This window comes from Sulfurisphaera ohwakuensis (assembly GCF_009729055.1).
Taxonomy (GTDB): Archaea; Thermoproteota; Thermoprotei_A; order Sulfolobales; family Sulfolobaceae; genus Sulfurisphaera; species Sulfurisphaera ohwakuensis.
This window is the reverse complement of the sequence record NZ_CP045484.1, coordinates 604,850-630,999: the sequence shown is the minus strand read 5'-3', so window position 1 is coordinate 630,999 and position 26,150 is coordinate 604,850. Positions and strand designations below refer to the sequence as shown.

Sequence of the window (26,150 nt, the reverse complement as noted above, 5' to 3'; positions counted from 1 at the left end):
AAACTATATAAAAGCATGACGCCGGAAGAGGCATATTCGATAAGGTTAATATCAGATGTTAAATTGAACGAGATTGGTTTATTTCACGTAGAAACGTGGATTGAGAACGAGAAATACAAATCAGCTATCTACTTAAATAAACAAAGAATAACTTTTGGCGGGAATGAATCTTCGCCCTATTATTATGATGGCTTTTTGTATTACGTAAAGGGGAGTAGAAGAGAAGCTAAATTAATAAGACAGAGACCTTATGGAGAACCGGAAGAAATACTCTCTTTAGGTAAAATTCACAAGTATGTCTTCCATAAGAATGGAATTTTAATTATTGGAGAAGAGAAAGTAAAACCCAGTACGTATTTCGTGAGTGATAAGCTTAAGTACAGATTTGATGGTAAAGGTTTATTCTGGACTAGACAATCCCTCTTCCTATACAACAAAGAATTGAGAAAAATTATTTCTGGAAATTTTGATGTTACTGATATTGCAACAAACGGTAATAGGATTATTATTTCAGCAACAAGAGAGAATGATGATTATGGCTTAGCTGACATTTATGAAGTTGATATTAATACTGGAGAGCTAACGCGGATTACACAAGGAGAAGGTAATATTACTGCAATAGCTATGAATAGAGACGGAAAGATAGCTTATTTGGGTCATAGAAAGGGCAAAACTCCATGGGCTGTCAGAGAAATAATTTTTCCAGAAGAAGGGAAAAGTTTCCTATGCGGAAATACATGTGGTAATACAGTTTTAAGTGATCTGTTTGATGGCGTTAAAGAGAAAATTGTGTATGAAGGTGATCAAGTAATAACATTAGGCCAAGTAGGTGGAGAAAGTCACATTTACTCTGTCTCCGATAAGGTTACCAAACTAACAGAAGGAAAATTGGCTGTTAGAGGCTTTGACTTCAAGGATGGTAAATTGGCTTATTTTTATTCAACACCAGAAAAGCCCGTAATTCTATTCTACAACGGTGAGGCGTATGATCCTAATCCAAATGTAAAGGGATTATCGCCTATTGAAGTAAAGGGTGAGATCGAGGGTTGGGCATTAATTACAAATCCCTCTAATCCAACAATTCTCTTTATTCATGGAGGTCCTCATATGGCTTATGGTTATGCATATTTCATAGAATTCCAGTTCTTTGCCAGTAATGGTTATAATATAATTTATGCTAACCCCAGTGGTAGTCAAGGATATGGAGAAGAGTTTGCTAAGGCTTGTGTTGGTGATTGGGGCGGAAGGGATATGAAAGAGCTGATAAACTTTGTTAATGAGGTTAAAAAGAAGTTCAATTTGACTGGTAAATTTGGCGTTACTGGAGGTTCGTATGGTGGATACATGACTAATTGGATAATTACTCAAACTGATATTTTCTCGGCAGCAATTAGCGAAAGAAGTATATCAAATCTAGTAAGTATGTGCGGTACTAGTGATATAGGTTTTTGGTTTAACGCAATTGAAGCGGGTATTGATGACCCATGGAGTAAAGATGGAATAGAGAAATTAATGAAGATGTCACCTATCTATTATGTAAAAAATGTAAAGACCCCTACGATGCTAATCCACGGTGAGGTTGATTATAGATGCCCTATTGAGCAAGTTGAACAGTTCTTTATTGCACTAAAAATGAATAATATTCCTACTGAGCTTGTCAGATATCAAGGTGATGGTCATGAACACGCTAGAAAAGGGAATCCGAAGAATATGATAGATAGGTTAAAGAGAAAATTGGGGTGGTTTGATAAATATCTGAAGTCTTAATAAGCTTTAAATAAAAATTCAAATTTATTTTATATGTGGATTACTATAAGCTTAACAGATTATTGTCCTTAGGCAATTTAGCTGTAATATCATATTTCATACTAGAAAACGGGATAGAAGCTTCATTTCTTCCCTTATTATCTTTTGCAGTGGGCACGTCTATTTCCTCTTCTCCGTTTATTCTGGGCTTATCACTAATTGTAGGTAGTGCATTATTACCATTATTCTTTTTAAAAGAGATAAGTATACAACTCTTAGTTTTCGCTTTAGTAATAACTTCACTTTCTATATTCTCAATTAAATTTGATTATCTAAAATTTGTTCCATTTCCACTTTCCTTAATTTTCTATTTTTTTCTCCATCCTATTTCATCCTACTTTTTCTCGTTTATAGTCTTAGGTTCTATTTTACTTATAATTAAAAAGAAGATAGTCCCTAGTTTAATCTACACCGTTGCAATACCTTTCTTCTTAGTTCAAATCTTTTTCTTATACTCAATTTCTCTAATAAAAGTAGGTGTTTCATTATTCGTATTAAATGAAATGGCAAGTATGTCAAAATTTATGCTCCCAGCTGATATTATCGTTATATTGGTTTCTTACTTAAAGAGAGAGTCTTTATACAGCATAATAACCACGTTAGTAATTATAGTATCTCTTGGTATTTCAGTTCTCTTTCTATATGTTAATCCGCCTTTTTCGTTAATGTACTCCTCCTCATCAGCAATTGTGTCTTCATCCTTATTATCAGATAGTGAGATAGAAGAGTCTATTTTAGAGAATTTAAACGATGAAAAAAAGATAAAGAACTTATTATTTTTATATAGGGGAGATATAACTTCATTTTGTCAAAAACTAGTATATAAAGGAAATTGCGAAGCTCTTGTTAAAATCTCAGAAATTATACCGTATAAGATTAATTACTCCCTTTGTGATTTACATAAGATTGCTGATTGTTATGAGAAGCTTAAAAAAGTACCTTCAAGAGATATAATATCATTTCTTAGCATAGCAAAGGAGAAAGATATTGAATTAGCTGAAAGGATTGGAAGATTAGCACTAAGTATTTCCCCGTCACCTAAGCTGATGAAATTAATGGAAGAGATAGAAGTTCTCAGAATAGAATCACTAAAATATAATTGGGATCCAAAAGTTTGGGTTAATAGGATAATTCATGGTTACAGAATTATTGATTATCTGGGTAAAGGAGGTTCCGCATACGTTCTAATTGGCGAGAAGGATAATAAAAAGTATGCTATAAAAATCCCCATATTAATACCCTTGTCCAACGTAGTAGAGAGCTACTACGATTTTATAAACGAATATTCACAGCTTAGAGAGCTCTCACTGAGTTCTGATAGTATTGTAAGATTTGTTGATGCTATCGTTGATGTTTCTGCAATAAAGAGGATTAAAGATGGAGATGTTTTAGCTTATTTAAATGAACCACCAATTTTGGTCATGGAATTTATGGAAGGGAAGAGTGTAAAAGAGCTTATACAGAACGATAACGTATACTACTCTGATGAATGGGAGAAAATTGTTTTACTATCAGCTTTAGAAGTAGTGAAAGCCTTAGAAGATATTCACAAGGCCGGGTTTGTTCATTTAGATATTAAGCCTTCAAATATACTCTTCTCCTCTTTACCTGGAAAAACAGGCAAAGAAGTCCTAGATAATCTAACACATAAAAAAATAAAAATAAAAGTTAGTGATTTAGGATCTGCAAGAAAAATAGGTGAAAAGTTCTCTCAATATACGCCAGAATACTGTTCAGTGGATCAAGTAGAGGCAATAGTTGAAGGAAAAGGAGCAGAGCCATCGATGGATATCTATTCTTTGGGAGCCACTATATATAAAATGTTAACAAGAAAGGATTTTAATCCACCGGAATTGATTAGGTTGTTTAATGAAGCGTCCATAGTTTATTCAAATGGTGGAGATCCTAAACCTATATTGCAGAAGGCAAAAGAAGTATATAAGGAGTACTATATGAAGCTCGAAATTCCAGATGTAGATCAACGGCTTAAAGATTTAGTTAAAGAACTTGTAAATCCAGAGAATAGACCCACAGCTAGCGAAGTATATAATAAACTTAAAGAGATATTAAATAATGATGAAAGAAATAGTAATCCCAGATAAACTTTATGAGTATTTAGAAAATCAAGGAATTACTAGAAGGCTTACTCCCTCCGATATTGTAGTAGAGCTTATTCTTAATAATATGGATATAAAGGAGAGAATTAATTACATGGCTAAGATATCTGAAGAGTACTTAATGGTTGGTGATGAATTAAAAAATAAAGGGGATTTGGTTGATGCTGGAGAAATGTATTGGAGAGGATTATCATATTTAATGAAGGCAGTAGCATTGAGACTAGGATTTGATATACAAAATTACCAAGATTATTTTTCTCTTGTTGATTATTTAGCATTTAAATATAATGATGGAGAAGTAGTTATAATGTTTACTAATGCAGAGAGATTACATGGAGAATTCCATCCAAGACCTCAAGGTGAAAAAGAATTTGAGTATAGGGAAGAACAATTAAAAAGACTTGTAAAGAAACTTAGAGAGATCTTAAAATGATTTTCGTAGGTACTTCTGGCTGGATGTATGATTGGAATGAAGGTGGAAACTTAGAGTGGTATATAAAATATTCTGGTTTGAATGCAGTAGAACTTAATATGAGTTTTTATCGTTTTCCATTTGAAAATCAAGTTAAAGGATGGAGTAAGTACAAAATAGTTTGGAGTATAAAGGTAAATAGATACATCACACATGTGAAAAGATTAAAGGATACTGAAAGTTGGGAAAAATTTAGGAAACTTATGGATAAAATTTCCCCTCGTTTTTACTTATTTCAAATGCCTCCAACGTTTAAGTATAATCAAGAGAATTTAAGGAGAGTGATAGAGTTTGAAAAAGTAGTAGGAGAAAAAATGGCAATAGAATTTAGAGATACGAAGTGGTATGAAAATCTACCTAATCTAACAAAAGCTACCATAGTTTCTATAGATTCTCCAATAGGAACTTATATAATAAACAACACTGGTGTAGTGTATTTAAGACTTCATGGCAGAGAAGAATGGTATATGTATGAGTATTCGGAAAAAGAGCTTGTGGAGTTATCTGATAGAATAATAAGTTTAAAACCTAAGGAAATTTATGTCTTCTTTAATAATGATCACTGGATGCTTGAAAACGCAAGACTAATGAAAAAGATTTTGGAAGAGAAGATAAACAGTACATAATATATCTCTCTAAGTAATAGTATATACATGCATGGTCATGGATTCACGGATGATTTTAGAAAGAACTTTGAAAATCCAGAAACATTTTTGAATTCCCTATTAAAGGGTGGAGAAGTAATTGCTGAACTAGGCTGCGGTACTGGTTTCTACTGTAAATATCTTAAGGACTACGCATCAAAACTTTATTGTGTAGATGCTTTTTGCCCAGCATTAGAGGAAGCTAAAAAGAGAGCACCATCAGCAATATTTTTATGTGAGAATGCCTCAAAAACTTCGATACCCTCTGACAGCGTAGACGTAGTTTTGTTCGCAAATTCTTTCCATGATATGGAGAATAAGGTTGAAGTAGTTAATGAGGTAAAAAGAATATTGAAAAAAGATGGAAGAGTAATAGTAATCGATTGGGAGAAAAAGAGAACTTCCTTTGGTCCTCCAGAATGGATAAGGATGAGTGAAGAGGAATACATAGAATATTTTAAGGATTTTAAGCTTGTAAATAAGTTTAAACCTAGTGAATATCAATATGGTTTGGTGTTTATAAAAAAATGATTAGATTTACTATATGTAAAGATGTTGAAGATGAAGATAAGATATGGGAAATTATTAGAGATCCGTATAAGATCCCTAACTATTGGAAAGGAACAAGAGAATTGAATATAAGGGAAGTTAGTAAGAATATTTATGAAGGAGAAGTAAGATTCGCTTTTCCAGCAAAAGGAAAAGTTAAGATAGAAGTTGATGATAATTCAAGAAGAATAACAATAAGTTACTTATCTGGTCCAGTGAAAGGAAAGCATGAAATCGAAATAAAGGATAAGAAAATCTGTTCTAATTGGAATGTAGAACTTTCTTTACTATTTAGATTTAGAGAAAAATGGACTGAAGAACATTTTAGAAGCGGTACTATTCATGCTTTAGAGAGGATAGTGAGTGAAAAATGAAATTAGGTTTCTCGATTTCAGCATTCCAGTATGAAGAATTGAATGGGAATTCGGATTGGTATTTGTGGTTAACAGATGAAGTTAACATTACCAGTAAACGAGTAATTGGTGAATTGCCCGAAAAGAATTTTTATCTCTCAAAGTTTTCTCAAGTTCATGAAATAGCTTCAAAGCTTAATGCATCGTACTGGAGGTTGAATTTAAGTTGGGGAAGACTATTTAAACAAAAAGATAAAATATCAGAAGAAGCTGTTAGCACATACAAAAAATTACTAAAGGACTTGAAAGATAAAGGGTTTAAGGTCATATTATGCCTTAATCACTTTGATCTTCCTAAATGGGTTCATGATCCAATCATTGCTAGAGATTCTCTCTTAACTGAAGGACCTTTAGGTTGGTATTCAGAGGATACGATTAGTTACTTCCTATCTTTTTCATCATTTGTGAAAGATAATTTTTCCGAATATGTAGATCTTTGGTGTACTTTTAACGAACCTAATATAATGATACTTTTTGGTTATCTGTCTGGTATCTTCCCACCTGGAATAACGAGTAAAAGAGCATATCAAAAAGCCTTAAGAAATGTATTATCTGCGCATCAAGAGGCTTATAACCTATTCCGTGGAGAGAAAGTAGGAATCATTTTCAATTTTCCCTATATCCAGGGTAACCAGAAAGCAAAAGAGGAACTTTTTACAATTTTGAAAGATATAAGCTTCGATTGGATTGGTGTCAATTATTATACAAGGATAGTTGTTAATGAGAAAGGACAACCACTAGATGGCTATGGTATGTTTTGTAAACCGAATTCTTTTTCATTAGATAATAATCCTTGTTCCGATTACGGTTGGGAAGTTTACCCAGAGGGGCTAAAATATGTCTTACGAGACGTGAAGAAATTCGATAAACCAATTATAGTAACTGAGAATGGCATTGCCGATTCTAAAGATTTCCTTAGACCAAGTTTCTTAATATCCCATATAGAAGCCATAAAGGAAAGTAAAGTTAGTGTTGAAGCTTATCTATACTGGAGTTTAATTGATAATTTTGAATGGAATTTTGGCTATCAAATGAAGTTCGGGATTTATACGCTCGACTTGAAAGCAAGGCCTAGTGCTTATATCTTCAAAGAACTAACTTCCTTTGTCTGATAACTCTTTATCCATATCTTCTATAATTGTAGTTATAACTGGCGATAAATATCTGAGAATTTCTACGTGCTTTATCAAAAAAACGACTCCTTTTTCATTTAATTTATAAGCTTTCTTCTTTCCCTCTTCACACTTATCAATTATGCCATATCTTTCCATTCTCTGTAACGTACCGTAAATTAGGCTCCGTGGTACAGGTTTCTTTAATAATTTCTCTATATCAACTTTAATTTCATTAGCATAGGCTTTTTTCCCTCTTTTATAAATTATATAAGCTATAAAAACTGGAATTAGCCCTCTAAGTATAATCATCTTTTCTCCTTTCATCACTAGTAAATTGAAATCAGAGATTTTTATAATTTTATGTTAATAAATACTCTTAACACTTTTTTAAAAATTTAATAAATAAAAAAATTAATTTTTTTATTTTTTTGTAAAGATTGACTTTAAATAGAAGCTGAAATCTTATGGTAAATTTCCTACTGGAAACTTAATTTATAAATGGAAGAAAATGTAGAATATAACCTAATGAAAGGAATATTTGTATCTCACGGCTCTCCAATGATCCTGGTAGAGAACGACCCTTGGAAAGATTTACTTAGAGAGTGGGGGAAGAAACTTGGGAAATTCGATAGTGTAATAATAATTAGCCCACACTTCTTCAGCTGGTCTGGAACTTTCCTAGTAGAGACTCAGTCAAAGCTTGAGTGTATTCAAGATTATTATGGTTTTCCAGATGAATTATATAAATTCTGCTATTCAGCTGATAATGATGTCGATTTAGCAAATAAAATTGTAGAGGAGGGACAAAAAGAAGGATTACCAATAAAGCAAGATAATAAATGGGGATTAGATCATGGAGCATGGATTCCGTTAATGTATATGTATCCAGAAGGTGTAAAAGCTGTTACAATTTCAATAACTGACTTATCAGCAGAAATTCACTATAAACTTGGAGAAGTTATCGGGAGAGTTGTAGGAGATAGAAACGTATTAATTATGGGGACAGGATCTCCAACTCATAGGCTTGAATTAATGTATTTAAATGCAAAACCTAGGCAGACCAAATTTGATCAAATATTAATTCAGAAATTAAAAGAAGGGGATTTAGCTTCACTCTTTAAATTAGAAGGAACAAAAGAATGGGAAGTAGCTTCACCAGAAGGAATGCTTAGACCTCTATTTGTAGTATTAGGGGCAGTTAAACCAAAAAAAGCTGAAATTATAGGTTACGAAGTGCCTTATGGTGGTGTAAGTATGTTAGCTGTTGAGTTCTACAGTTAATAATGAATACATTAAATCCCTCTCAGTTACAATACCAACTAATTTAGAATTATCAACAACGGGCAAAGTACCTATCTTTTTCTCTTTCATAATTTTAGCTGCATCAATTATACTTGTATATCTATTAATTGTCCAAGGATTTTTTGTTCCTGCGTCTAATACATTACCTATATTCTTATGTTTTTCAAGATACTTTACAATGTCTGCAGCAGTTATTATTCCAACCATTCTATATTCGTTTACTATTGGTAATCTTCTAATACCTCTCATGGTCATAATTTTAGCTGCTTCTAAAATCGTAGAATTTTGTGGAATAGTTTCTATCTTGGTACTCATTATTGAGTCTACTATACCAGAAAACTTAAGATTAGCTATTACATTTATTACTTCTCTTTCTGTAAACAATCCCCTAATTACTTGATTCTCCACTACTGGTAATCCACCTATATTATTATTTATCATGATTTTAATAGCATCAATAACTGGGGTATCTGGTGTTACGCTTATTAAGTCCTCTGACATTAGATCCTTTGCTTTTAAGCTAAATAGATCCAAACTGTATTCAGAAAAAGCCGCAATAATACTTCTAGTAGTAATTATACTAATAGGTTTTTCATTATCAAGCACTATGACTCTTCCACTACTTTCTCTAGATAATATGCTTAATATCTCTTCCATTGTAGAATTTAGGGATACAGTCACAACAGCTGTATTCATATAATCTGAGACTTTTGCTCTCATATATATAATATTGACTATGAAAAGAAAAGCTTTTTGATTTTCCGTTTGTTTTATTTTATTCCTAAATATAGAATTAACTATTTTATTAATGATACACTAACGAGATGTGAGCTACCCCGCCCTGAAGGGCGGAGCTTCCTGCTTCATAGCCCCACCTTGCCCATAACTTTTCGCTACGGGTAGAGGGTGGAGCTCCACAGGCACTAAGGATGGCTCCCACCCCGATCTCTTCAATATGTTTAAGCAAGCGTTATAATCACGATCAGTAACCCAACCACACTTAGGACAGCTGAACACACGGTCAGTCAAAGTTAACTCCTTCTTTACGTACCCGCATTTGACACACATCTTTGAAGTATATGCTGGATTTATTAACAACAGTTTCTTTCCATATTTTTCCAACTGATATTCTAGTATTCTCTTCAACTCATGGAACGCAACATCATGTAACCTCACCCTCAACTTCCTTTCTGACTCCTCCACCAGTTGTTTAACATCTATATCCTCCATTACTACAACGTCATAATGTTGTGCAAACCACTTACCCAACTTCATATAGAGATCTTGTCTCAAGTTCTTCAAGTGTTCATAACCCCTAGCTAACTTCACTTTTGCTTTAAACCAATTTTTCGACAAGAACTCTTTCCTCGAGAGAACCTTGTGGAGTTTCCTTATCTTCTCAAGTGCCCTCTCATAAGGTCTCAAGTTAGGGAAATAGAACCCATCACTCGTGGTTAAGAGTTTCTCTATCCCAACATCTATTGCAACTACCTTACCAGTCTTTGGGAGTTGAGGGAATCCAACACCTTCAACTATGAAGGAGACATATACTCTCTCTGAACGTGTTAGTTTAACTACCACCCTCTTTACTTTGTCAAGCGGGAAGTCCCTATGAACAATGACCTTAAACACGCCGAGATTTGATAACCTCAATAACACCAGCTTCTTCTTATTCTTCCTACTCTTAGTCCTTATTTCCCTGCTCTCAAGTATTTTCCACCCACTTTGTGGGTAAACAAGAGAGTAGTACTTATGGGGTTTCTTCTCCTTAGGAAAGTGTGCTAGACCTTTGAAGAACCTATCCCTAGCATCGTAATAACGATCGGCAATTTGCTGTACTACTTGTGAGTAGAGTTGTTGGTACTCCTTATCTTGCTTTCTTAGATCTAGAGCGAGCTGTCTTAACTCCGTTTGTGTAAGACCCTTTCCGTCCCTTTGGTAGAAATAGATATCTGCCCAGCGTAGGGTGTTGTACATCTCACATGCTAACCTCAACTGGGCTTTTAACGCCCTAATTGTTTGATCGTCAGCATATGCACGAAAGCGGAACCCTACGTTGGGCATTAATAAAATGTTCGAGAGTGGATTAAAAAATATTTCTACAAAGGGGGCTATCCATCCCCGCCTTAAAAGGCGAGGTTTTTCGCCCCCTTTGAACCCCTAAACTTTATAACGATTAACTAGCGAGATAAAAGATATAAATAATAATATACTCATATGTGTAACCAATGAGAATTGCTTTTCATGCGTATAAAGGCGGCGTTGGAAAGTCAACGTTGTCTTTAATGTTAGCTAAGGCTTTAGCCGAAAAAGGAAAGAAAATACTTTTTATTGATAGAGATATGATGAATTGGACCTCACAATTAGCCAAAATCGATGAAGATGGTTTACTGGTTCAAATAGCTTTTGGAAAGGAACCCAAAAATTTTTACAAAGAAATTAAAATTAAAGATGGAAGTTTAAAGATTGTAAAGATGTTTTCTAGTGGTATTAACTTTTATAAAGCTTTTACAGAATTCAAGAAAATTCAAGAATTTTATAATTTTTATGAGAATTTTTTAAGGAAGGAAAACTTTGATTATATGATTTTAGATAATCCAGTATTTCTAACATGGGATTCTAATCCTATAAAATACGAGACTATGGCTTTTAAACAAGTTTTCCCTAATGAGAAAGCATATGTTGTACTTATTTCAGATGTTTTACCATTTTCCATAGATGATTCTATAGTTTATCTAAGAAGAATTAGTGCTGAAGCACCTTTAGATTGGAAATTATTGGCTGGAATAATAAATATGGCTATAGAGGAAAAAGAAAGATATATTGAAAGTATAAAAAAGCTTATGAAAGAGTTAGGTTTTCCAAAAGGAGTTATAGTAAAATTTTATGATTCAGTTTTTCAATTTCACGGCAAAATAGAAGATTTGCCTATAGTTCCAGAGATAAGGACGTTAGCAGAAAGGATTATTAATAATGACATGAAAGAGGAGATAATACTTTAATAACTTCCCATCAAAGAATTCGTTATGGAATGTGAAAAAGACGTATTGGAAATTCTTGACATATTATTTAACAGCGGATTAATACGTGGAAGAAAAGTCTTTGAAGATGATATTAAGCACTTAATATCGCATAAAAAAGATAGTAAATGCAGTGAGAATGAAATACTCGAATTAACTAGAAGATATCTAAGAGTACTAGGAATAAGTGTTATTAAAGGAAGTTACTTTAAAGAGAAACCTATAAAGGTATTTGACGATGGTAGTTACGTTGTAGAGACCATATATGGGGTTGAATATGATATATTAAATGATGATAGTCTAATAGGTAGAATTATATTTTATGAGGACAGGACAGTTTTAGATTTTGAAAGAGAGAAAAAGGAATATAAAATTAATAAAGCTACAGCTATAAGAGTGTTAAAGGAATATCTAAATAAATACTCTTATCTGAATGATTTTATTGCTAACTACATAAAGTTTATGGAAGATAACAATGACGATAAAATACTTCAATGGTTAAAGAATTTCTTGTCTACCAAGTCTTAGATAAATCTGCTCAAAAAGATTAATTATTCTCTCTAAGAATTCATTTTGTAACCTGATCTCCTTAACTACGGGTAATTTTATTACAACTTTATTCCTATAAAAATAAACATAACCAGTAAACCCGTCTACTCTAGTATCGGTTGGTCTAAATAACCAAACTTTGAATCTATATATCTTTCTTTCATCATCTTCGGCTATTTTTACTATATAAAAATCATTTACAACGTTATTATTATCTGAGAAATATTCTTCTAACAGCAATTCAACAAATTTGTAATCAATCCTTCTTAAATCATAGAGCATATTGTTTTGAATTTTTTTAAGAAACTAAGAGTTAGCTGTAACTATTTTTACCACGTAACATTTAAATATTTTAAGGAATAGAAATATTATAATGAGCAAAAGACTAAAGAGAACTTCTCTCGAAATAATGTACTCAATTTTAAGTGCATGCAATAATAATTCCACTAAAACAAGAATTATGTATAATGCTGGTATTAATCTTATTGAATTAACTAAATACCTAGAACTACTTGAAAAAGAGGGCTATATAAAGAAAGTTCAAAGTGGGAAAAGAGTAACATACTCGTTAACAGAAAAAGGAAGAGATGCATTAGTAAGATTAGAAAAATATATAAAAATTGTGAAGGAATTAGAAGAAGCTAAGAAGGATGTGATAGATCTAATAAAGATTGTTAAAAAGAAAAAAGAAGCTAAAACTTAGATAAATATGAAAAGAAATCTTCGTTCCCTCTGAGCATTCGAAATAGTGAAACATAACTGTTAGCCTCTTCACTCCTTACCTTAGCAAGGCTATCTGCAATTTTATTTAATATTGTAACCTCTTTTTCTCCTTCAATACCCCATATCTTTATGAAGTCTAATCCACTTGGTAACAACGTATCTATCCTTACCACCGGAGAAATCGGACTTAATTGGAAATAAGACGAATAGATCTTTAGGCCTAATTTTAAATACGCCCTACTCAACCCTTCAAGGTCTTTGAATATATTACTTTTTTTCTTAAATATTTCATCCCAATTAATCCATCCAAGTGCAACTGCTTCTTTACTCTTTAAACTTTTCCTTAATTCTGAGAAAAGTATGGTTACTAGATAGCTTTCTCTAATGTTTGAAAAATCGTAACCCATATCGTTCAAGTAGTTTATCAAAAGTCTATGACTGAACCTTTTCACTATTCCTATTGGTTCTTTCCTTTTAATCACATTACTTCTAACTAGAAAATATTCCTCCAATTCCTCATCATATACTGGTGGATCAATTAAAGGTCCATCAATGAAGATTTTATCACAATTAGCTTGACTGAGTAAATTGGTCTCCAATGTAAGCATAAGGATTATAGACCGTTTCTTAACTTCATCCTCTCCATAATAATCACTAACTATCTTAAAATCTCTAACTATAGTCGGAGGTATCTCCTTAATTTCCCCATATTTTCCTATTACAGATACTGCTTTTGCAATAATAAGATAAGAATCACCTAAATCCACTTCAAGTTTACCACCATCTATTGCACAAGCTATATGTTCCCCTACAGTTCCTTTAACTTCTTCAAATGTTAAATCAATTTTTCCTCTTCTAATTTCTTCGGAGAGAAGTAAAATATCAGCTTTTAATTTATTCGCTTTTTCTCTCTCATCAATTGCTAGCTTTTTTATTTTATCTATCACATCACTCATTTTGAAAACCTTAACGACAATATAAGGCCTTTATTTACTAAAAATCTAGTTAATTCTATTACTTCATTGAGGTTTTCTTGGTCTATTTCTATCTCATTATTCTCTATAAGTTTGACTAGCAATTCTAAGTTACTCCCTATCCTAGATTTTAATATGTCATTTAATCTTTCTATTTCATCTTCTCCTTTCTTTATCTCATTGTCCAGGTCCTCAAGTTTGTCTGAAAGTATATGAACATCAATATTTTCGTTAAATATATTTTTAAAGATTTTTTTGTAGACTATTAATTTCTCATTGATTTCTCTTATTCTCCTTTTTTGTTCTTCAATTTTAATTCTTCTTTCTTCTTCAATCTTTTTATAGCAATTATTAACTTTTTGATATATTAGGTTTACCATACTAGATATATAATCTGGATCATTGGATTGCAATATCGACTTTTTATCGTCATTAATCTCTTCACTGCACAAAATCATTTTTGTTTTTATCTCTTTTAATTTTTCTATTGAATCTCTGAGTTCGCTCAATTGATTTAGTGTTCTCCTTATTTCTTCTTCTAGCTTTTCTTTATTCATTTCCCTTCTCTTTTTACTAACTAATTCTACCAGCTCAACCACATTCATATTATCCACCCAACTCATTCTTGATTTGCTGAATTAGTTTCAGAGTTTCCTTTCTTTTTTCCTCTAACTGAACTTGCAACTTCATGATCTCTGGACTTGCTTTTTCAATTTCATTAATTTCATTCTCAAGTTTCACAAAATAATTATTTATTCCAGATAATGGAAAGAGTGGTGAAAATATTTCCTTCAACTTCTGTGTAAAGGGTAATGTGGCACCATCCATCATAGTTTTCACAGCCTCCCATACTAGCAAATTTAGATTATTAGAATCGTTACCACTAATTTTCTTTATTGCATCTATAAAATTCATTAACTCTTCTGGGTTCTCATCATTTACCACGCTTACTATTTGCTCTCTTATTTTTGTAACTATATCGGGTAAACTTGACAGTAATTTCTCTTCTTCAATTTCTTTTACATTTACCAGACTCTTAGCCCTTTTTATTAGTTCTAGTTTTTTATTTATATCGACCTTTATTTTTACTATATTTTCTTCTGCAACCGATATTTCTTCAAGGAATCTATTCAGTTGTTTATATAAAGTTTGAATCACTATTAAAAATCTCAAGAAATTTCTGTCATCACTTTTCTTTGCCAAGTTTATATACATCTTAATTGTATTTATCATTTCGTTAATATTCCTGATTCCCGCTTCTCTTTTCTTCGCTGTAATAAAATAGGAGTTTGATACACTTATCTTATCTAGCTTCTCCTCTATATCGGAAAGAGAAACTAAATTCCTAATTTTAACATAATTAGCTATTTCTCCAGTAGCTATAGACGAATAAATTAAAAATTCCAATACACTATTCCTCTTTACACCATATATTTTCTGTAATATATTTAGTAAATCACTCTTTTCTTCATTTTGAATATATTTTACTATTTCTCCTTCTAATTTATCTTTCAAAATTTGTCTTAGTAAGCCTACAGTGACCTTAGTAAATTCTTTTACTCTTTTACCAGCTAAGTTAGAAAAATCTATTATTTCCTCATTTACGTTTATTATGTCATTTTCAGCGAAATAATGTACAACGTCACTGACAAAAGTTTCAGCTGTTTCTATATCCTCTAAATGGAACTGTTTGGCACCAAATATCCTAAACTTTTTGTTTACAATATCATCAACCTTTACAAATACTTCGGAAGCTTTTGCAGGATAAACTTCTGGAGCATAAATAATCCAATTAAATGATTGTACAAGTCTTTTATTTCCTTTTGTTAGCGGTAAACTAGGTAATGTTAATTCTTTATCTATAGAAGAAATAAATCTATTAACTAAATCTATTAAGTCACCCAACTTTAGGTTCACAATTTCTTTTCTTAGCCTTACTCCTTTCTCGTTTGAGAGCTCGTAAAAGTTAATATACAATAACTGTCTTTTAACTGGCGTAGTTAAGGGCAAATGAAGTACTTTGATTGAAAGTTCGTCATAATAACCATCCAGCGAGTTCTCGTCAGAGAGTATAATTATTCCATGTATAAGTAAATCTGGTAAAGCCCTTTCTGGCTTATTAGTTACTAACACGTTAAATTTCTTGAAAGAGAGCAGAGTTGTATGAGGATTAATCTTCTTTTCTTCGAATTCAAGTCCCATACCGTGCCTTAAGAACGAAATAAACGATTCAACTTCTTTCTCTTCATCTAGTAGTTTCTCATTCACAAACTTTATTGCCTTTTCCTTCAGTTCCCTACTTTCAAATTCAACAATCAATCCTCCTACATTAGTGTTTACTAGAGTTTCGAATAAACTCCATGATAATGCATAAGCTTTCTTCTTACTTCGTACTTTCAATTTTCTTACTATTTCCTCTAAATTGCCTCTATTCACATTCTCATAAATTACCTTATCTATACTATCTGAGAGGAAGACATAAAGGTTCTTGTCTAATGAGTCCTTCTCATTTAAATAAACTAGTAGAAAATCTTCAATAATATCTCCATCTTTTACAACTTCAGCCCACGAATAATAGTCAACTAAATAGCCTTCCACTACGTAATCTTTTAACACCTCAATGGGTTTACTCGTAAATATTCTACTCATAAGAATTTTATGAAACTCCTCTACTTCATTTTTATCCAGATTTTTCTCAAATTTAATAACTTCATTAATCCTAATCGTTTCTCCTTCTTCATTTAAATTCTGATTATCAACAAGAAGCTTAAACATCATGTCTACTGGGCTTTTACTTTCACCAGCCTTACATACCACGTCGTTAAAGAATCTTGCGAATCTTCTTCTTTCTTGTCCAATTGTCCAGTAGGGTAAATCCATGTATTCAAGCAAATCCTTATTAAGCTTATTAAATTCTAACAAACAATCCATAACAGCTAAAAATTCCAGCTTAGATGGTGGCATTAAATGTATTCTTTTCACTCTTTGTTCTATAGCCTCATAGGTTTCGGGAAATAAATCCCTTAAAACTTCACCAAATATCTTCGAATAGGCACTTGGGGTCATTGATAAATAAACTACAATGTTTTTGTTAGAATTAGCTAGCTCTTTTATCTTTATCCAAAAGTCCTTAATCTTATCTCTATATTCTGATAAAAGTTCTATGCTAGTTTCTACTTCGTCAATCAAAACTACTTCGTTTTGACTAAAATCGATGTTCCCCTTTAGGATATCGACGAAATTCAACTTTTCTATATGCTTAACTTCTTCTAAAATGCTAAGTAATGTTGTTTTACCTTGTCCCCAGTCAGCTACCAATGCAATAATCTCTGGTGACTCTCTAACACTTCTAAGCCTTTGGATTTCTTCGCCAATTTGTTTAAAGAATTTAAGTTTATTTACTATCTCAGTCTTATTCATAACGCATTCATAGAGTTTGTAAATACTTTCTGATGAAGACGATGTTTCACTTAATCTAAACTCACACATCTTAGCTCACCAAGATATTTTCAATACTCATGACATAGCCTGTGTAAGAACCTATTCTGTCATCCCATGGTATCTTAACTAAAGCTGGCGATTTTAACGCTGACATCAAACCGTAAACTATAACATATCCGGTTTCAAGGGAGGGTAAGCTCTTAGCTAGATGTTCTGGAAGCCCACCAGTGGCCGACATTACGTATTTTACGTCTTCATGATAAATCCTATGAAAGAAGAAAGTGTTTAGCATTGAAAGTACATACTTATCAACGAACGCCGGCCTCTGTGAAACTAAAAAGAGAGAGGCGCCAAATTTCCTTCCTTGTGTAGCTAATGTAACTAAAACCTCTTTCGTAATCCTAGCATTTACTGGATAATCATTTGAAGGTATATAATTCTGTGCTTCCTCAATCACTACTCCTATAAGTTTTTGTTTTCCAGAATATTTCGCCTTAGTAAGATAATCTAAGACTAAACGAGAAACATAACTTACAATTAGCTGTTTAGTTGATATATCAACACCTGGTGCACCATCAGATGAAAAGTCAATTATAGCTAATCCTTTAGTATTCCAAATAACATCAAGGGTTTGTTCATTAAATGAAGAAGATGAAGATACGAAATTGTATTTTCTCACTTTGTTGAGGAAAATTTCTAAAGAACTAACTACAGCTCTAATGCTACTCGGACTGAAACCTGTATTTTTAAGCTCTTGTAACTCTATTTTTAAACTTTCAATGCCCTCTCTAGTACTTAATAACCAATTATATTCCTGCGGATCATGTTGAGACAAGACTTGCTCCAGTATATTGGCTTGTAATGAATTTGGGGCAATATCACCATATTTTAGAGAAATTATAAAGTCAGCTAAATCCTTAGCTGTGAATAGAGAGAGGTCAATTGATAATTTTATCTCATAATCACTCAATGGATCTCTCATTACATATTTCTTTATCCATCCTCTTCCCTTACTGACTAGATCTATGTTAAAAGATGTAAAATCCGAGTAATCACCATTAGCATCAAATATAATTAAAGGAATTGATGTAATTTTACCGTCAATTTCAATATTTGAAAGAAGAGTGATTAAGTATCTCATATTATAACTCTTTCCACTTCCAGTTTCTCCAAATATTCCGACATGCATAGTTATCGCATTAAGGTCAAGAAGTAAAGGAATTTTAGAACCAGCTAATCTTCCATATTTGATGTAACCTTGAGATGAAGAAAGTTGATAAAAAGAAAGTAAGTCCTTCTCATCCGCAATCTCTGGAAGAAACTTCACTATAGACCCAGGTTTTGGTATCGTGGAGTGATTATACCTCTTAACTATTGATAATTCCGCCTTAATGACCGTATTCATATTTAATAGTTCAACATCAATTTTATCGTTTAACAATGTCCTCGAGAAAGGTGTTTTTTCATCGAAGAACTCATTTATGTAGAAATAGTCGTCTAACCTGGCTACAGTCTTTTTACCTTCATCCTCAATAAGGAAAAGTTGCCCGCTTATTATATCAATGTTAGGTTTAAGGAGAGCATAAATGCTATTATTTTCACCTCTTTGTAGCACTATACCGACACTTTCCATTTGTTTAACACTTTACACTCTATCCTTAAGATAACTTTTGTCGAATATTCAGTATTTCCTCGTGTATTTTTCACATGAGTATTTTCCATATAAGACAGTGAATAGTCCTCATTTGAAGGGAGATTCAGGTATCTTTTGCGAATTGTAATATTCTCATGGAATTAGTATAATTGTATGAAGAAATAATTGATTATATATTATAAAGGGCGATGAGATCTGAGTAATACAGATCTGACTAATATGTTTTACATAAAGAAGTCAGTAATATCATATACCACAGAAGATTCACGGTTACTGAGAAAAAATATAAAGTAAGTAATCGAAAGTATATCAAGTGATAAAATGGAATTCTCCTAGACGCATCATCAAGATTAATAGCTACTGAGAAAAGAACTAAACTTTATTTAACGTTTTTCGGAAAATATGAAGATGATAATAAACTTATTTCAGTAAGAAGAAACAGCAAACCTAATAGGAGGACCTTATTCAAATTCTCTCTTTCAAATTTGGGTTTTGATGCAGATAAAATTGTTGAAAAAGAAATATGTAATTCTACAACATACCATATGAGTTTCATTATAGGGCTTGATATAGAGAAATCCAAGAATATATCACGTATTGTATATTTAAGCGGTAATATGGAACGTTGTAGAAAGGATCTAATGAGCAGTAATCTAACGGAATTATCTTGTCATATAACGCCTCAGAAAACTTGAGATGATAAAATATGGAAAGACTCAAAGATATTATTAAGACTCTTAAAGTTTTAAATAGTAACAAGACGCTAAAGATTCTTTTTATTACTCAATTAATACCAGTTAACTTTGTACTTTACTATTTATTAGTAGGTTACATTTATTTTTTAACTAGGAACTTAATAGACCTCGGTATAATTGTTGTTACCTCAATAAGTGGTGTTCCTTCTTTTCTATTGCCTTTTTCATCTGCAATAAATAACTCTATAAAAAGTCTGAAAAAGTACGATCTCAGCATAATTTTAGTACAGTTTATCACTTTAGCCTGGATCACCTTCTTAGTCTCAACCTATGTTAACTCTGCTGTATTTCTAGGAATACTTCAAGGGCTTTTTATATCATTATTCATATTTAGGGAACCTGTTAACTTATATCTGATTAAAAGTGTTAACCTAGATTTTGATGTGCTAAGAAAACTAGAAGGTATTCTGGCTTCTCTCCGTCAGATAAATCAAGCTATAATAGTTGTATTGGTAATTCTATTAGAAGAAAGATATGGGCTGAGAGTTTTTGACGCAGGATTTGGGATACTGCTAATATTCATACTTCTTACCCTTCTCCTTAAGTTAAAGTTAGATTATCCCGCAGCTGAAAAGACTCCTCTTACGATATCATTTATTACACAGTTCAAATCTTTAAAAAAGACAAGTAACACCGTGAAACTTATCTTTATAAGTGACTATCTACTTTATCCTATCATTGCAGCACTTTACCCAGTAATTTTCTATTTACTAGGAATTACGGACATGTTCAATGTCAGCTACTCCCTATATCTACTCTTTTTCTCTATAACAATGATTTTTGCAACTTACGTTTCTAATATTATCAGAGTAAGAACTCTTGGTAACTATGTGTTAGTTTACAGGATAACAATAGCCCTAGTGATTGTGCTCCTGTCATATATAGTCTATCTATTTCCAGTGTTTATGATAGGGGTATTTACAATACTGGTGTTAGAAAACTCTTCATTTATATATCTAAACTCGTTCTTAATAACTGCTATTGAAAAAGAGAAGATAAGGATTATAATACCGATCATGGAATTCATATTTTCAATAGTATATTCAGTAGCTGTAATTGTAGTTTCAGATATAGGGACAGTAATAGGAGAACTAAGCATTTTAAGATATATAGGGATTATTTATGTAATTGTTTATGCAATTTTATTTGTTAGGACTAGGAATATCAGAATGATGACGTAGTATCTTACTATACATAAAAAGACGTTAAGGGATATTATTTATTTTTCCAAATTTTTAATAGATGTGATAAATGAGCAGAGAAGAAAATCTTCTCACAGAGAGAATCTTCCACGTTGATACGAAGATAAAATATTTATACCGAATATCTTATACACAATATGGGTGTTAATTTGGCTGAAACAGCACACAAGGTTCTAGCAGAATCTTTGGGTTCCACTGTGTTAGTGAAATTAAAAGGAGATAAAATTGTTAGAGGTACTCTTAAGAGTTATGATATGCATATGAACTTAGTATTAGAGAATTCTGAGGAAGTGATGAGTGATGGTAGCACTAGGAAAGTAGGTACAATAATTATAAGAGGAGATAATGTAATATTAGTGTCACCAATGAGTCCTTAGTCTAACAACAATATATTATGTAGAGAATTTTCCTTTATCAAGTTATTCTAATTAAGAGAATATTTACGTTTTCTGCACTTTGTTATTTCACTTCTAATTTAAGGTTTTGTACATAAGGTTATTTTGAATAACAAAGATTCTAGTCCTTAATTCATCTACGTTTAGTATACTTTATCTTTACTAGTTTTCCTTATTTGAATTTATTAGTTTATATTCACTATCACTATTTAATTTAATGTTTATACAATATTAACCTTTATGTGTTTTTTTAAAAACATTTTTCATGGATGTAAATAAAAATATATATATCTCCTTATTTTATAAATATTTGTGAATTCTGCATATTATGTGGCAATGTTAGTGGTAGCTATAATAGTAACACTACTATACTCTCTCTTCCCTATATACAATAAGATAAATCCAACTTTAGGTGGTTTACCAATATTTTACTGGTATCAGATACTTCTACTGGCTGTAACTACTGTACTTAGTGCCGTAGTAGTTCATTTTGTAAAGGAGGAGGGTGAAAGATGAACGTAGATATCTCGACCTTAACAATATTTATAGTATTATTTGCTATATTTGCCTTTTTAGGATTTTATGGGGCTAGATGGAGAAGAGGGGACTTAAGCAGACTTGATGAATGGGGACTTGGAGGAAGGAGATTAGGAATATTACTAGTCTGGTTCTTAATGGGAGCTGACCTATATACAGCATATACTTTCATAGCAGTACCAGAATTAGCTTTTAAGAGTGGTGCATTAGCATATTTTGCCGTATTTTATGTAGGTTTAACTTTTCCAATTGCTCTTTTAACCATGCCTAGATTGTGGACTGTATCAAGAAATAGAGGCTATGTTACAGCAGCTGATTTCGTTAAAGACAGGTTTAACAGCAGAGCTTTAGCAATAGCTGTAGCCTTAGTAGGTGCAGTTGCTGAAATACCTTATATTGCTTTACAAATATTCGGTATGCAGGCTGTATTAATAGTTATGCTTATTGGTTTAGGTCTTCCACCAACAAGGTTAACTCTTGATTTATCACTTTTAATAGCATTTATTGTCCTAGCTGCTTTTACAATTACTAGCGGATTAAGAGGTGCCGCATTAACTGGTGTATTTAAAGATATGTTAATATGGATAACAGTTTTAGCAACAATAATTGCAGTTCCTCTTAGTATTGGAGGTTTTTCAACGGCATTTCATGCAGTTAAACCTATACCCTATTCTTACTTACCTCCTTCAGCCCTTTCAGCATTTTGGACACTTGCAGTAGGAAGTGCATTAGCATTATATCTTTATCCTCATGCAATTAATGGTTCGTTAAGTGCAGAAGATAAAAAGAAACTAAAATACGGTACAGCATTACTACCGATTTATGGTATCGGTTTAGCACTCCTAGCGTTATTTGGTATACTAGTATTCGCTATTAAACCAGCTTATACATTATCAGCTAAGTATGGGGGAATAACAACTGTACCGGCTTTGTTAGCTTATTCTATGCCTTCATGGTTTAATGGTATTGCATTCGTAGGTATATTTATTGGAGGACTAGTACCAGCAGCTATAATGGCTATTGGTTCTGCAAATCTCTTGGTTAGAAATGTAGTTAAAGAATTTTACAACTTAACTCCTAGAGGAGAAGCTACTTTAGCTAAGTGGATTTCAACTGCTTTTAAGTTCCTTGCCTTAGCTTTCATCTTTGTAGTACCACTAAGTTATGCCATTGGATTACAATTACTCGGAGGTATTATAATTTTACAAACATTACCCCCAGTCTTCTTAGGACTATTTACAAATAAGCTCGAAGGAAGATCGTTATTAGCTGGTTTAATAGGCGGTGTAGCTAGTGGTGTAGTGTTAACAGCATATGTTAATCATTTCGGTGCAATTACAACTACAAGTTATCCAACACCCTTAGGAGGAATATATATTGCATTAATAGCCCTAGCAATTAACTTAGTAATTTCACTAGTGGGTACAGCTATTGCTATGGCTATGGGATGGAAACCAAAAGAAGTTATAAAAACAGAGGAATTAGTTAGAACAATTGAAGAGAAATAATACTACAAGTTATTTTTATTTTATTTATTTATTTTTATCTCCAGATAAGAGGTGCTTAGTTCCCCATTTTTCCATTTCAGTAAATAATGTTCTTAGCTCTTTCCCTTTCTCTGTAAGTTCATATTTTACGCGAAAAGGCCTATCACTTATAATTACTCTTTTCACTATTCCCGCTTCCTCAAGATCTTTTAATGTGTTTGATAATGTTTTTGAACTTAACTTAGTAACCCTTTGAAGTTCATTAAAACCCTTACTACCATCAAAAAGATATCTTAACACCAAGAGTTTAGCTTCACTTCCTATTACTTTTATGGTCTCAACAATAGGACATATGTTTTGCTTTTCCATGATTTTTTATCTTCAGAGAAGCTATTTATAGTTTACTTTGGAAACCTACTTTCTAGTTTAAAACTTTGTGAAAAGTTTTTTAATGTGATATCAAAATTGATATCATATGTGGAGACACTTTCATCATCATAGGAGAAGAGGATTAGCTTATCTTATTCTCACAATATTATCTTCAAAAGGGGAAATGACTGGAGCAGACATAATGAGAGAAATAGAGAAAATCACACAAGGATTCTGGAAACCTTCCCCAGGGGCTATATATCCCGCGTTAAACAAACTCCAGGATGAAGGATATGTGAGAGTTGTAAAAGAAGAAGAAGGAAAAAAATACTATGAGATAACTGAAAAAGGGAAAAGATTAATTAGCCCAGAGCACCAATATGAAGTAGTAATCGACGAATTAGATGCGAATTTGAGATATTTAATAGAAAACAAATCCTCATTAAGCCAAGAACAAAAGGAGAAAGTCATGGAAATATTGAAGAGAGGGATTCAAGAATTTGATAAAAGTAGTTAATGTTTCTAAGGTTTTTAGAACTGGGAAAAAAGAGATCAGAGCCTTAAACGATGTTTCATTTGAACTAGAAAAAGGAAAGATTGGAGCCTTAGTTGGACATAACGGAGCTGGAAAAACTACTCTTATTAAGATTCTCTCTACGCTTATTATTCCAGATTCTGGAGATGCTTTCGTTAATGGTTATAGTGTTACAAAACAAGAAAAAGAAGTAAGAAGAAATATAGGTACCATGATGGTAAGTGAGAGGGCTTTCTATTTTCGTCTTTCTGGGTTAGATAATTTAGTCTTTTTCGGGATTATTCAAGGGCTTTCAAGAAGTGAAGCTAAAAGAAGAGCTGAAGAACTCCTTGAATTAGTTGGACTCTCTGAGTGGAAAAATGTTCAGTATATGAAGTATAGTACTGGAATGCAGAGAAAGCTAGCTTTAGCTAGAGCTTTAATTTTAGATCCGCCAGTAATTTTACTTGACGAACCCACTTTAGGAATGGACGTGGTAAGTTCAAGAGATTTCAGAAGTTTAATTAAAATTATCAGCAAAGAGAAGACTATACTTTTAACATCTCACAATATGAAAGAAGTTGAGGATTTAGCCGATAAAATAATAGTTCTTAAGAGAGGTAATGTAATTGCTCAAGGCAGCAAGGAAGAAATTTTATCTAGATTAGGAAAAGTGAAAGTTATTGTAGCAAAAAATGTTCCAAAAGGTTTAGATAAGTACGTTATTGGATATAATAATGGTACCTTTATCTTAAGAGTACCGCAGGACGAAAATGTCGAAGGAGAAGTTTTAAGGGAAGAAAAACCCACTTTAGAGGACGTGTTTGTATATTTAATGGGTGAGGAAATGGATAGTACGAGAAATAGATCAGGAAGAGGAGGGTGGTGGAGAAGATGGGGGGAGTAATAGATAAACTTTATGCTTATATCTATTTAAGGGGGTTTAAAATATGGAGTAGTTATAGGACTCAAATGGTTTTAAACGTTTTATCGTGGGTTTTGCCAGTATTCACTTATTATTTCGTTGGTACTTCCCTTGGTAATAGCCTTGTTGAAAGAATAGGAGTTAGTAACTATACTGCGTTCTTCGTTATCGGCTTAGCTTTTCAAGGTTATGTATCATCAATCATTACAACTATAAGTCAGAGGCTTAGAAATGAACAACTTTACGGTACAATTGAGTATTATGTTTTATCCTCTGGAGGTGTAGTATCTTTTCTCCTTTACTCCGCGATCTGGGGGTTTGTTATAAATACTGTAAATGCTGCAGTTATACTATCAATCGGTTTTGCTTTAGGTGTAAAATACCAGATTAACGTATTATCTACTCTTATCATAATATTCCTCTTGTTGCTTTCAACAATTGGTTTTTCCATGATTTCTGCAAGTTTTACGATGATCGTAAAGCAAGGGAATCCAATAGCATTCTTCTTTTCCACATTCACAACATTAATGAGTGGTACAGTATTTCCAATAACCGTCTTACCTCTACCAGTAAAATTAATTAGCCTTGCATTACCGTTAACTTGGGCTTTAAATGGATTAAGATTATCAATGCTTTCTGGGGAAGGCATACTTCATTTGCTTAACGTTATATTAGTACTTGTTATGTTTAATGCTATATTATTACCTTTAGGGATAGGATTTTACAAATACGCGTTTAAGAGAGCTAGGAAAAAAGGTACATTAAGCGAATATTAGGCTGTTGTTTGGACTATTTCATCTAATTTTTTCATTAAATTAGACTCTACGTGCTCGGTCCATAACATTTCTGGTACATCAACGACCAAGAAGAGTTCCGAAAGTAAAAGAGCTTCTATTGCGGTTACTGCTAAGTTTTGTATCCACTTACCTATTCCAGCCGTAACTTTAACGCCATTAGGAAGCTGTTCAAAAGTAAATGTTAGTGCCCTATCTGCAGCTATAATATCCCTTAATATCCCTCCTTTTTGTGCTTGAACTATAGCTTTATTACCTTCAACCTTATACTGTGTTTTCCATCCATCGCTATTTAGATATTGAATAAAATTCTGTATAACAGCTTGTAGGTTTGGTATAGGAGGATACATTTTCTCTTTTTTGAAAACTCCCATAAGTTATCTTTACTAAAGT

At 32.4% G+C, this 26,150-nt stretch carries 28 protein-coding genes; 18 read left to right on the top strand and 10 right to left on the bottom strand.

Annotation, left to right across the window (positions count from 1 at the left end):
* The first annotated feature begins 15 nt into the window (after positions 1-15).
* The 7 genes from D1869_RS03805 to D1869_RS03775 are packed head-to-tail and all read left to right on the top strand — an operon-like array spanning position 16 to position 7,113.
* Positions 16-1,767 (top strand): S9 family peptidase, encoded by a 1,752-nt coding sequence (locus tag D1869_RS03805; RefSeq protein WP_156013987.1) that lies wholly within the window; start codon positions 16-18, stop codon positions 1,765-1,767.
* Between the two features lie 35 nt (positions 1,768-1,802).
* The gene (locus D1869_RS03800) at positions 1,803-3,908 is read left to right on the top strand and encodes a protein kinase domain-containing protein (protein WP_156013986.1); all 2,106 of its coding nucleotides are present in this window, start codon (positions 1,803-1,805) and stop codon (positions 3,906-3,908) included.
* On the top strand, positions 3,883-4,356 hold the full coding sequence (locus D1869_RS03795) for a PaREP1 family protein (RefSeq protein ID WP_231113693.1): 474 nt from the start codon (positions 3,883-3,885) through the stop codon (positions 4,354-4,356). Before D1869_RS03800 ends, D1869_RS03795 begins: the two co-directional genes overlap by 26 nt.
* On the top strand, positions 4,353-5,021 hold the full coding sequence (locus D1869_RS03790; RefSeq protein ID WP_156013984.1) for a DUF72 domain-containing protein: 669 nt from the start codon (positions 4,353-4,355) through the stop codon (positions 5,019-5,021). The genes D1869_RS03795 and D1869_RS03790 overlap by 4 nt, the downstream gene beginning before the upstream one ends.
* A 27-nt stretch (positions 5,022-5,048) precedes the next feature.
* Positions 5,049-5,570, top strand: a complete 522-nt coding sequence (locus tag D1869_RS03785; protein ID WP_156013983.1) for a class I SAM-dependent methyltransferase — start codon at positions 5,049-5,051, stop codon at positions 5,568-5,570.
* Complete coding sequence (locus D1869_RS03780) at positions 5,567-5,962, top strand: SRPBCC family protein (RefSeq protein ID WP_156013982.1); 396 nt, start codon at positions 5,567-5,569, stop codon at positions 5,960-5,962. The genes D1869_RS03785 and D1869_RS03780 overlap by 4 nt, the downstream gene beginning before the upstream one ends.
* Positions 5,959-7,113 (top strand): family 1 glycosylhydrolase, encoded by a 1,155-nt coding sequence (locus tag D1869_RS03775; protein WP_156013981.1) that lies wholly within the window; start codon positions 5,959-5,961, stop codon positions 7,111-7,113. Before D1869_RS03780 ends, D1869_RS03775 begins: the two co-directional genes overlap by 4 nt.
* Here D1869_RS03775 and D1869_RS03770 read toward each other — a convergent pair.
* Positions 7,096-7,440, bottom strand: coding sequence for a PadR family transcriptional regulator (locus D1869_RS03770; protein ID WP_156013980.1), 345 nt, complete (start codon positions 7,438-7,440; stop codon positions 7,096-7,098). The genes D1869_RS03775 and D1869_RS03770 overlap by 18 nt on opposite strands.
* 174 nt (positions 7,441-7,614) lie before the next feature.
* Between D1869_RS03770 and D1869_RS03765 the strand changes: the two genes are divergently transcribed.
* Positions 7,615-8,397 carry a DODA-type extradiol aromatic ring-opening family dioxygenase gene (locus D1869_RS03765; protein ID WP_184651040.1) on the top strand — a complete coding sequence of 261 codons (783 nt, stop codon included), beginning with the start codon at positions 7,615-7,617 and terminating at the stop codon, positions 8,395-8,397.
* Here the strand turns inward: D1869_RS03765 and D1869_RS03760 are convergent.
* Entirely contained in the window at positions 8,374-9,138 is a 765-nt protein-coding gene (locus D1869_RS03760; protein WP_156013979.1) for a CBS domain-containing protein, read from the bottom strand. The two genes, D1869_RS03765 and D1869_RS03760, sit on opposite strands and share 24 nt — an antisense overlap.
* Positions 9,139-9,249: 111 nt before the next feature.
* Complete coding sequence (locus tag D1869_RS03755; protein ID WP_156013978.1) at positions 9,250-10,482, bottom strand: RNA-guided endonuclease InsQ/TnpB family protein; 1,233 nt, start codon at positions 10,480-10,482, stop codon at positions 9,250-9,252.
* A gap of 164 nt (positions 10,483-10,646) precedes the next feature.
* Between D1869_RS03755 and D1869_RS03750 the strand changes: the two genes are divergently transcribed.
* A complete protein-coding gene (locus D1869_RS03750) occupies positions 10,647-11,420 on the top strand; it encodes an AAA family ATPase (protein WP_156013977.1) in 774 nt (257 codons plus the stop codon).
* A 24-nt stretch (positions 11,421-11,444) separates the two neighbouring features.
* Positions 11,445-11,966: a hypothetical protein gene (locus tag D1869_RS03745; protein WP_156013976.1), complete on the top strand. Its 522-nt coding sequence runs from the start codon at positions 11,445-11,447 to the stop codon at positions 11,964-11,966.
* Here the strand turns inward: D1869_RS03745 and D1869_RS03740 are convergent.
* A complete protein-coding gene (locus D1869_RS03740; RefSeq protein WP_156013975.1) occupies positions 11,937-12,269 on the bottom strand; it encodes a hypothetical protein in 333 nt (110 codons plus the stop codon). The two genes, D1869_RS03745 and D1869_RS03740, sit on opposite strands and share 30 nt — an antisense overlap.
* Positions 12,270-12,360: 91 nt before the next feature.
* On the opposite strand from D1869_RS03740, the gene D1869_RS03735 reads away from it, so the two are divergent.
* Positions 12,361-12,690 carry an Sso10a family chromatin protein gene (locus D1869_RS03735; protein WP_156013974.1) on the top strand — a complete coding sequence of 110 codons (330 nt, stop codon included), beginning with the start codon at positions 12,361-12,363 and terminating at the stop codon, positions 12,688-12,690.
* On the opposite strand, the gene D1869_RS03730 is transcribed toward D1869_RS03735, so the two are convergent.
* From D1869_RS03730 to D1869_RS03715, 4 genes are read right to left on the bottom strand one after another with little or no spacing between them, the layout of a single operon-like run.
* The gene (locus D1869_RS03730; RefSeq protein WP_156013973.1) at positions 12,680-13,666 is read right to left on the bottom strand and encodes a DNA double-strand break repair nuclease NurA; all 987 of its coding nucleotides are present in this window, start codon (positions 13,664-13,666) and stop codon (positions 12,680-12,682) included. The two genes, D1869_RS03735 and D1869_RS03730, sit on opposite strands and share 11 nt — an antisense overlap.
* Positions 13,663-14,298, bottom strand: coding sequence for a hypothetical protein (locus tag D1869_RS03725; protein WP_156013972.1), 636 nt, complete (start codon positions 14,296-14,298; stop codon positions 13,663-13,665). The genes D1869_RS03730 and D1869_RS03725 overlap by 4 nt, the downstream gene beginning before the upstream one ends.
* On the bottom strand, positions 14,291-17,173 hold the full coding sequence (locus tag D1869_RS03720; RefSeq protein ID WP_156013971.1) for a coiled-coil domain-containing protein: 2,883 nt from the start codon (positions 17,171-17,173) through the stop codon (positions 14,291-14,293). Before D1869_RS03720 ends, D1869_RS03725 begins: the two co-directional genes overlap by 8 nt.
* Before the next feature lies 1 nt (position 17,174).
* Positions 17,175-18,758: an ATP-binding protein gene (locus tag D1869_RS03715; protein ID WP_156013970.1), complete on the bottom strand. Its 1,584-nt coding sequence runs from the start codon at positions 18,756-18,758 to the stop codon at positions 17,175-17,177.
* 727 nt (positions 18,759-19,485) lie between these two features.
* Here D1869_RS03715 and D1869_RS03710 point away from each other — a divergent pair.
* The 4 genes from D1869_RS03710 to D1869_RS03695 all read left to right on the top strand — a co-directional run bounded on the left by D1869_RS03710 (position 19,486) and on the right by D1869_RS03695 (position 23,176).
* On the top strand, positions 19,486-20,715 hold the full coding sequence (locus D1869_RS03710) for a hypothetical protein (RefSeq protein WP_156013969.1): 1,230 nt from the start codon (positions 19,486-19,488) through the stop codon (positions 20,713-20,715).
* A gap of 170 nt (positions 20,716-20,885) precedes the next feature.
* Complete coding sequence (locus D1869_RS03705; RefSeq protein ID WP_052846912.1) at positions 20,886-21,113, top strand: LSM domain-containing protein; 228 nt, start codon at positions 20,886-20,888, stop codon at positions 21,111-21,113.
* Between the two features lie 330 nt (positions 21,114-21,443).
* A complete protein-coding gene (locus D1869_RS03700) occupies positions 21,444-21,647 on the top strand; it encodes a DUF3311 domain-containing protein (RefSeq protein WP_156013968.1) in 204 nt (67 codons plus the stop codon).
* Positions 21,644-23,176, top strand: coding sequence for a sodium:solute symporter family protein (locus tag D1869_RS03695; protein WP_156013967.1), 1,533 nt, complete (start codon positions 21,644-21,646; stop codon positions 23,174-23,176). The genes D1869_RS03700 and D1869_RS03695 overlap by 4 nt, the downstream gene beginning before the upstream one ends.
* Positions 23,177-23,200: 24 nt before the next feature.
* Here D1869_RS03695 and D1869_RS03690 read toward each other — a convergent pair whose 3' ends face one another.
* Positions 23,201-23,524, bottom strand: coding sequence for a winged helix-turn-helix transcriptional regulator (locus D1869_RS03690; protein WP_156013966.1), 324 nt, complete (start codon positions 23,522-23,524; stop codon positions 23,201-23,203).
* A 106-nt stretch (positions 23,525-23,630) separates the two neighbouring features.
* On the opposite strand from D1869_RS03690, the gene D1869_RS03685 reads away from it, so the two are divergent.
* From D1869_RS03685 to D1869_RS03675, 3 genes are read left to right on the top strand one after another with little or no spacing between them, the layout of a single operon-like run.
* Positions 23,631-24,041 (top strand): PadR family transcriptional regulator, encoded by a 411-nt coding sequence (locus tag D1869_RS03685; protein ID WP_156013965.1) that lies wholly within the window; start codon positions 23,631-23,633, stop codon positions 24,039-24,041.
* On the top strand, positions 24,025-24,945 hold the full coding sequence (locus D1869_RS03680) for an ABC transporter ATP-binding protein (RefSeq protein ID WP_156013964.1): 921 nt from the start codon (positions 24,025-24,027) through the stop codon (positions 24,943-24,945). The genes D1869_RS03685 and D1869_RS03680 overlap by 17 nt, the downstream gene beginning before the upstream one ends.
* Positions 24,933-25,739: an ABC transporter permease gene (locus D1869_RS03675; protein WP_156015895.1), complete on the top strand. Its 807-nt coding sequence runs from the start codon at positions 24,933-24,935 to the stop codon at positions 25,737-25,739. Before D1869_RS03680 ends, D1869_RS03675 begins: the two co-directional genes overlap by 13 nt.
* On the opposite strand, the gene D1869_RS03670 is transcribed toward D1869_RS03675, so the two are convergent.
* Complete coding sequence (locus D1869_RS03670; RefSeq protein ID WP_156013963.1) at positions 25,736-26,131, bottom strand: hypothetical protein; 396 nt, start codon at positions 26,129-26,131, stop codon at positions 25,736-25,738. The two genes, D1869_RS03675 and D1869_RS03670, sit on opposite strands and share 4 nt — an antisense overlap.
* Positions 26,132-26,150 lie beyond the last annotated feature (19 nt).

What these genes read in the sequence shown, in the direction of transcription:
- D1869_RS03775 (WP_156013981.1), top strand. Translation starts at nt 5,959, where the DNA reads ATGAAATTAGGTTTCTCGATTTCAGCATTCCAGTATGAAGAATTGAAT.
- D1869_RS03805 (WP_156013987.1), top strand. Translation starts at nt 16, where the DNA reads ATGACGCCGGAAGAGGCATATTCGATAAGGTTAATATCAGATGTTAAA.
- D1869_RS03755 (WP_156013978.1), bottom strand. Translation starts at nt 10,482, where the DNA reads ATGCCCAACGTAGGGTTCCGCTTTCGTGCATATGCTGACGATCAAACA.
- D1869_RS03750 (WP_156013977.1), top strand. Translation starts at nt 10,647, where the DNA reads ATGAGAATTGCTTTTCATGCGTATAAAGGCGGCGTTGGAAAGTCAACG.
- D1869_RS03780 (WP_156013982.1), top strand. Translation starts at nt 5,567, where the DNA reads ATGATTAGATTTACTATATGTAAAGATGTTGAAGATGAAGATAAGATA.
- D1869_RS03745 (WP_156013976.1), top strand. Translation starts at nt 11,445, where the DNA reads ATGGAATGTGAAAAAGACGTATTGGAAATTCTTGACATATTATTTAAC.
- D1869_RS03730 (WP_156013973.1), bottom strand. Translation starts at nt 13,666, where the DNA reads ATGAGTGATGTGATAGATAAAATAAAAAAGCTAGCAATTGATGAGAGA.
- D1869_RS03795 (WP_231113693.1), top strand. Translation starts at nt 3,883, where the DNA reads ATGAAAGAAATAGTAATCCCAGATAAACTTTATGAGTATTTAGAAAAT.
- D1869_RS03670 (WP_156013963.1), bottom strand. Translation starts at nt 26,131, where the DNA reads ATGGGAGTTTTCAAAAAAGAGAAAATGTATCCTCCTATACCAAACCTA.
- D1869_RS03695 (WP_156013967.1), top strand. Translation starts at nt 21,644, where the DNA reads ATGAACGTAGATATCTCGACCTTAACAATATTTATAGTATTATTTGCT.
- D1869_RS03760 (WP_156013979.1), bottom strand. Translation starts at nt 9,138, where the DNA reads ATGAGAGCAAAAGTCTCAGATTATATGAATACAGCTGTTGTGACTGTA.
- D1869_RS03735 (WP_156013974.1), top strand. Translation starts at nt 12,361, where the DNA reads ATGAGCAAAAGACTAAAGAGAACTTCTCTCGAAATAATGTACTCAATT.
- D1869_RS03685 (WP_156013965.1), top strand. Translation starts at nt 23,631, where the DNA reads ATGTGGAGACACTTTCATCATCATAGGAGAAGAGGATTAGCTTATCTT.
- D1869_RS03720 (WP_156013971.1), bottom strand. Translation starts at nt 17,173, where the DNA reads ATGTGTGAGTTTAGATTAAGTGAAACATCGTCTTCATCAGAAAGTATT.
- D1869_RS03690 (WP_156013966.1), bottom strand. Translation starts at nt 23,524, where the DNA reads ATGGAAAAGCAAAACATATGTCCTATTGTTGAGACCATAAAAGTAATA.
- D1869_RS03785 (WP_156013983.1), top strand. Translation starts at nt 5,049, where the DNA reads ATGCATGGTCATGGATTCACGGATGATTTTAGAAAGAACTTTGAAAAT.
- D1869_RS03770 (WP_156013980.1), bottom strand. Translation starts at nt 7,440, where the DNA reads ATGAAAGGAGAAAAGATGATTATACTTAGAGGGCTAATTCCAGTTTTT.
- D1869_RS03675 (WP_156015895.1), top strand. Translation starts at nt 24,933, where the DNA reads ATGGGGGGAGTAATAGATAAACTTTATGCTTATATCTATTTAAGGGGG.
- D1869_RS03790 (WP_156013984.1), top strand. Translation starts at nt 4,353, where the DNA reads ATGATTTTCGTAGGTACTTCTGGCTGGATGTATGATTGGAATGAAGGT.
- D1869_RS03740 (WP_156013975.1), bottom strand. Translation starts at nt 12,269, where the DNA reads ATGCTCTATGATTTAAGAAGGATTGATTACAAATTTGTTGAATTGCTG.
- D1869_RS03765 (WP_184651040.1), top strand. Translation starts at nt 7,615, where the DNA reads ATGGAAGAAAATGTAGAATATAACCTAATGAAAGGAATATTTGTATCT.
- D1869_RS03710 (WP_156013969.1), top strand. Translation starts at nt 19,486, where the DNA reads ATGGAAAGACTCAAAGATATTATTAAGACTCTTAAAGTTTTAAATAGT.
- D1869_RS03715 (WP_156013970.1), bottom strand. Translation starts at nt 18,758, where the DNA reads ATGGAAAGTGTCGGTATAGTGCTACAAAGAGGTGAAAATAATAGCATT.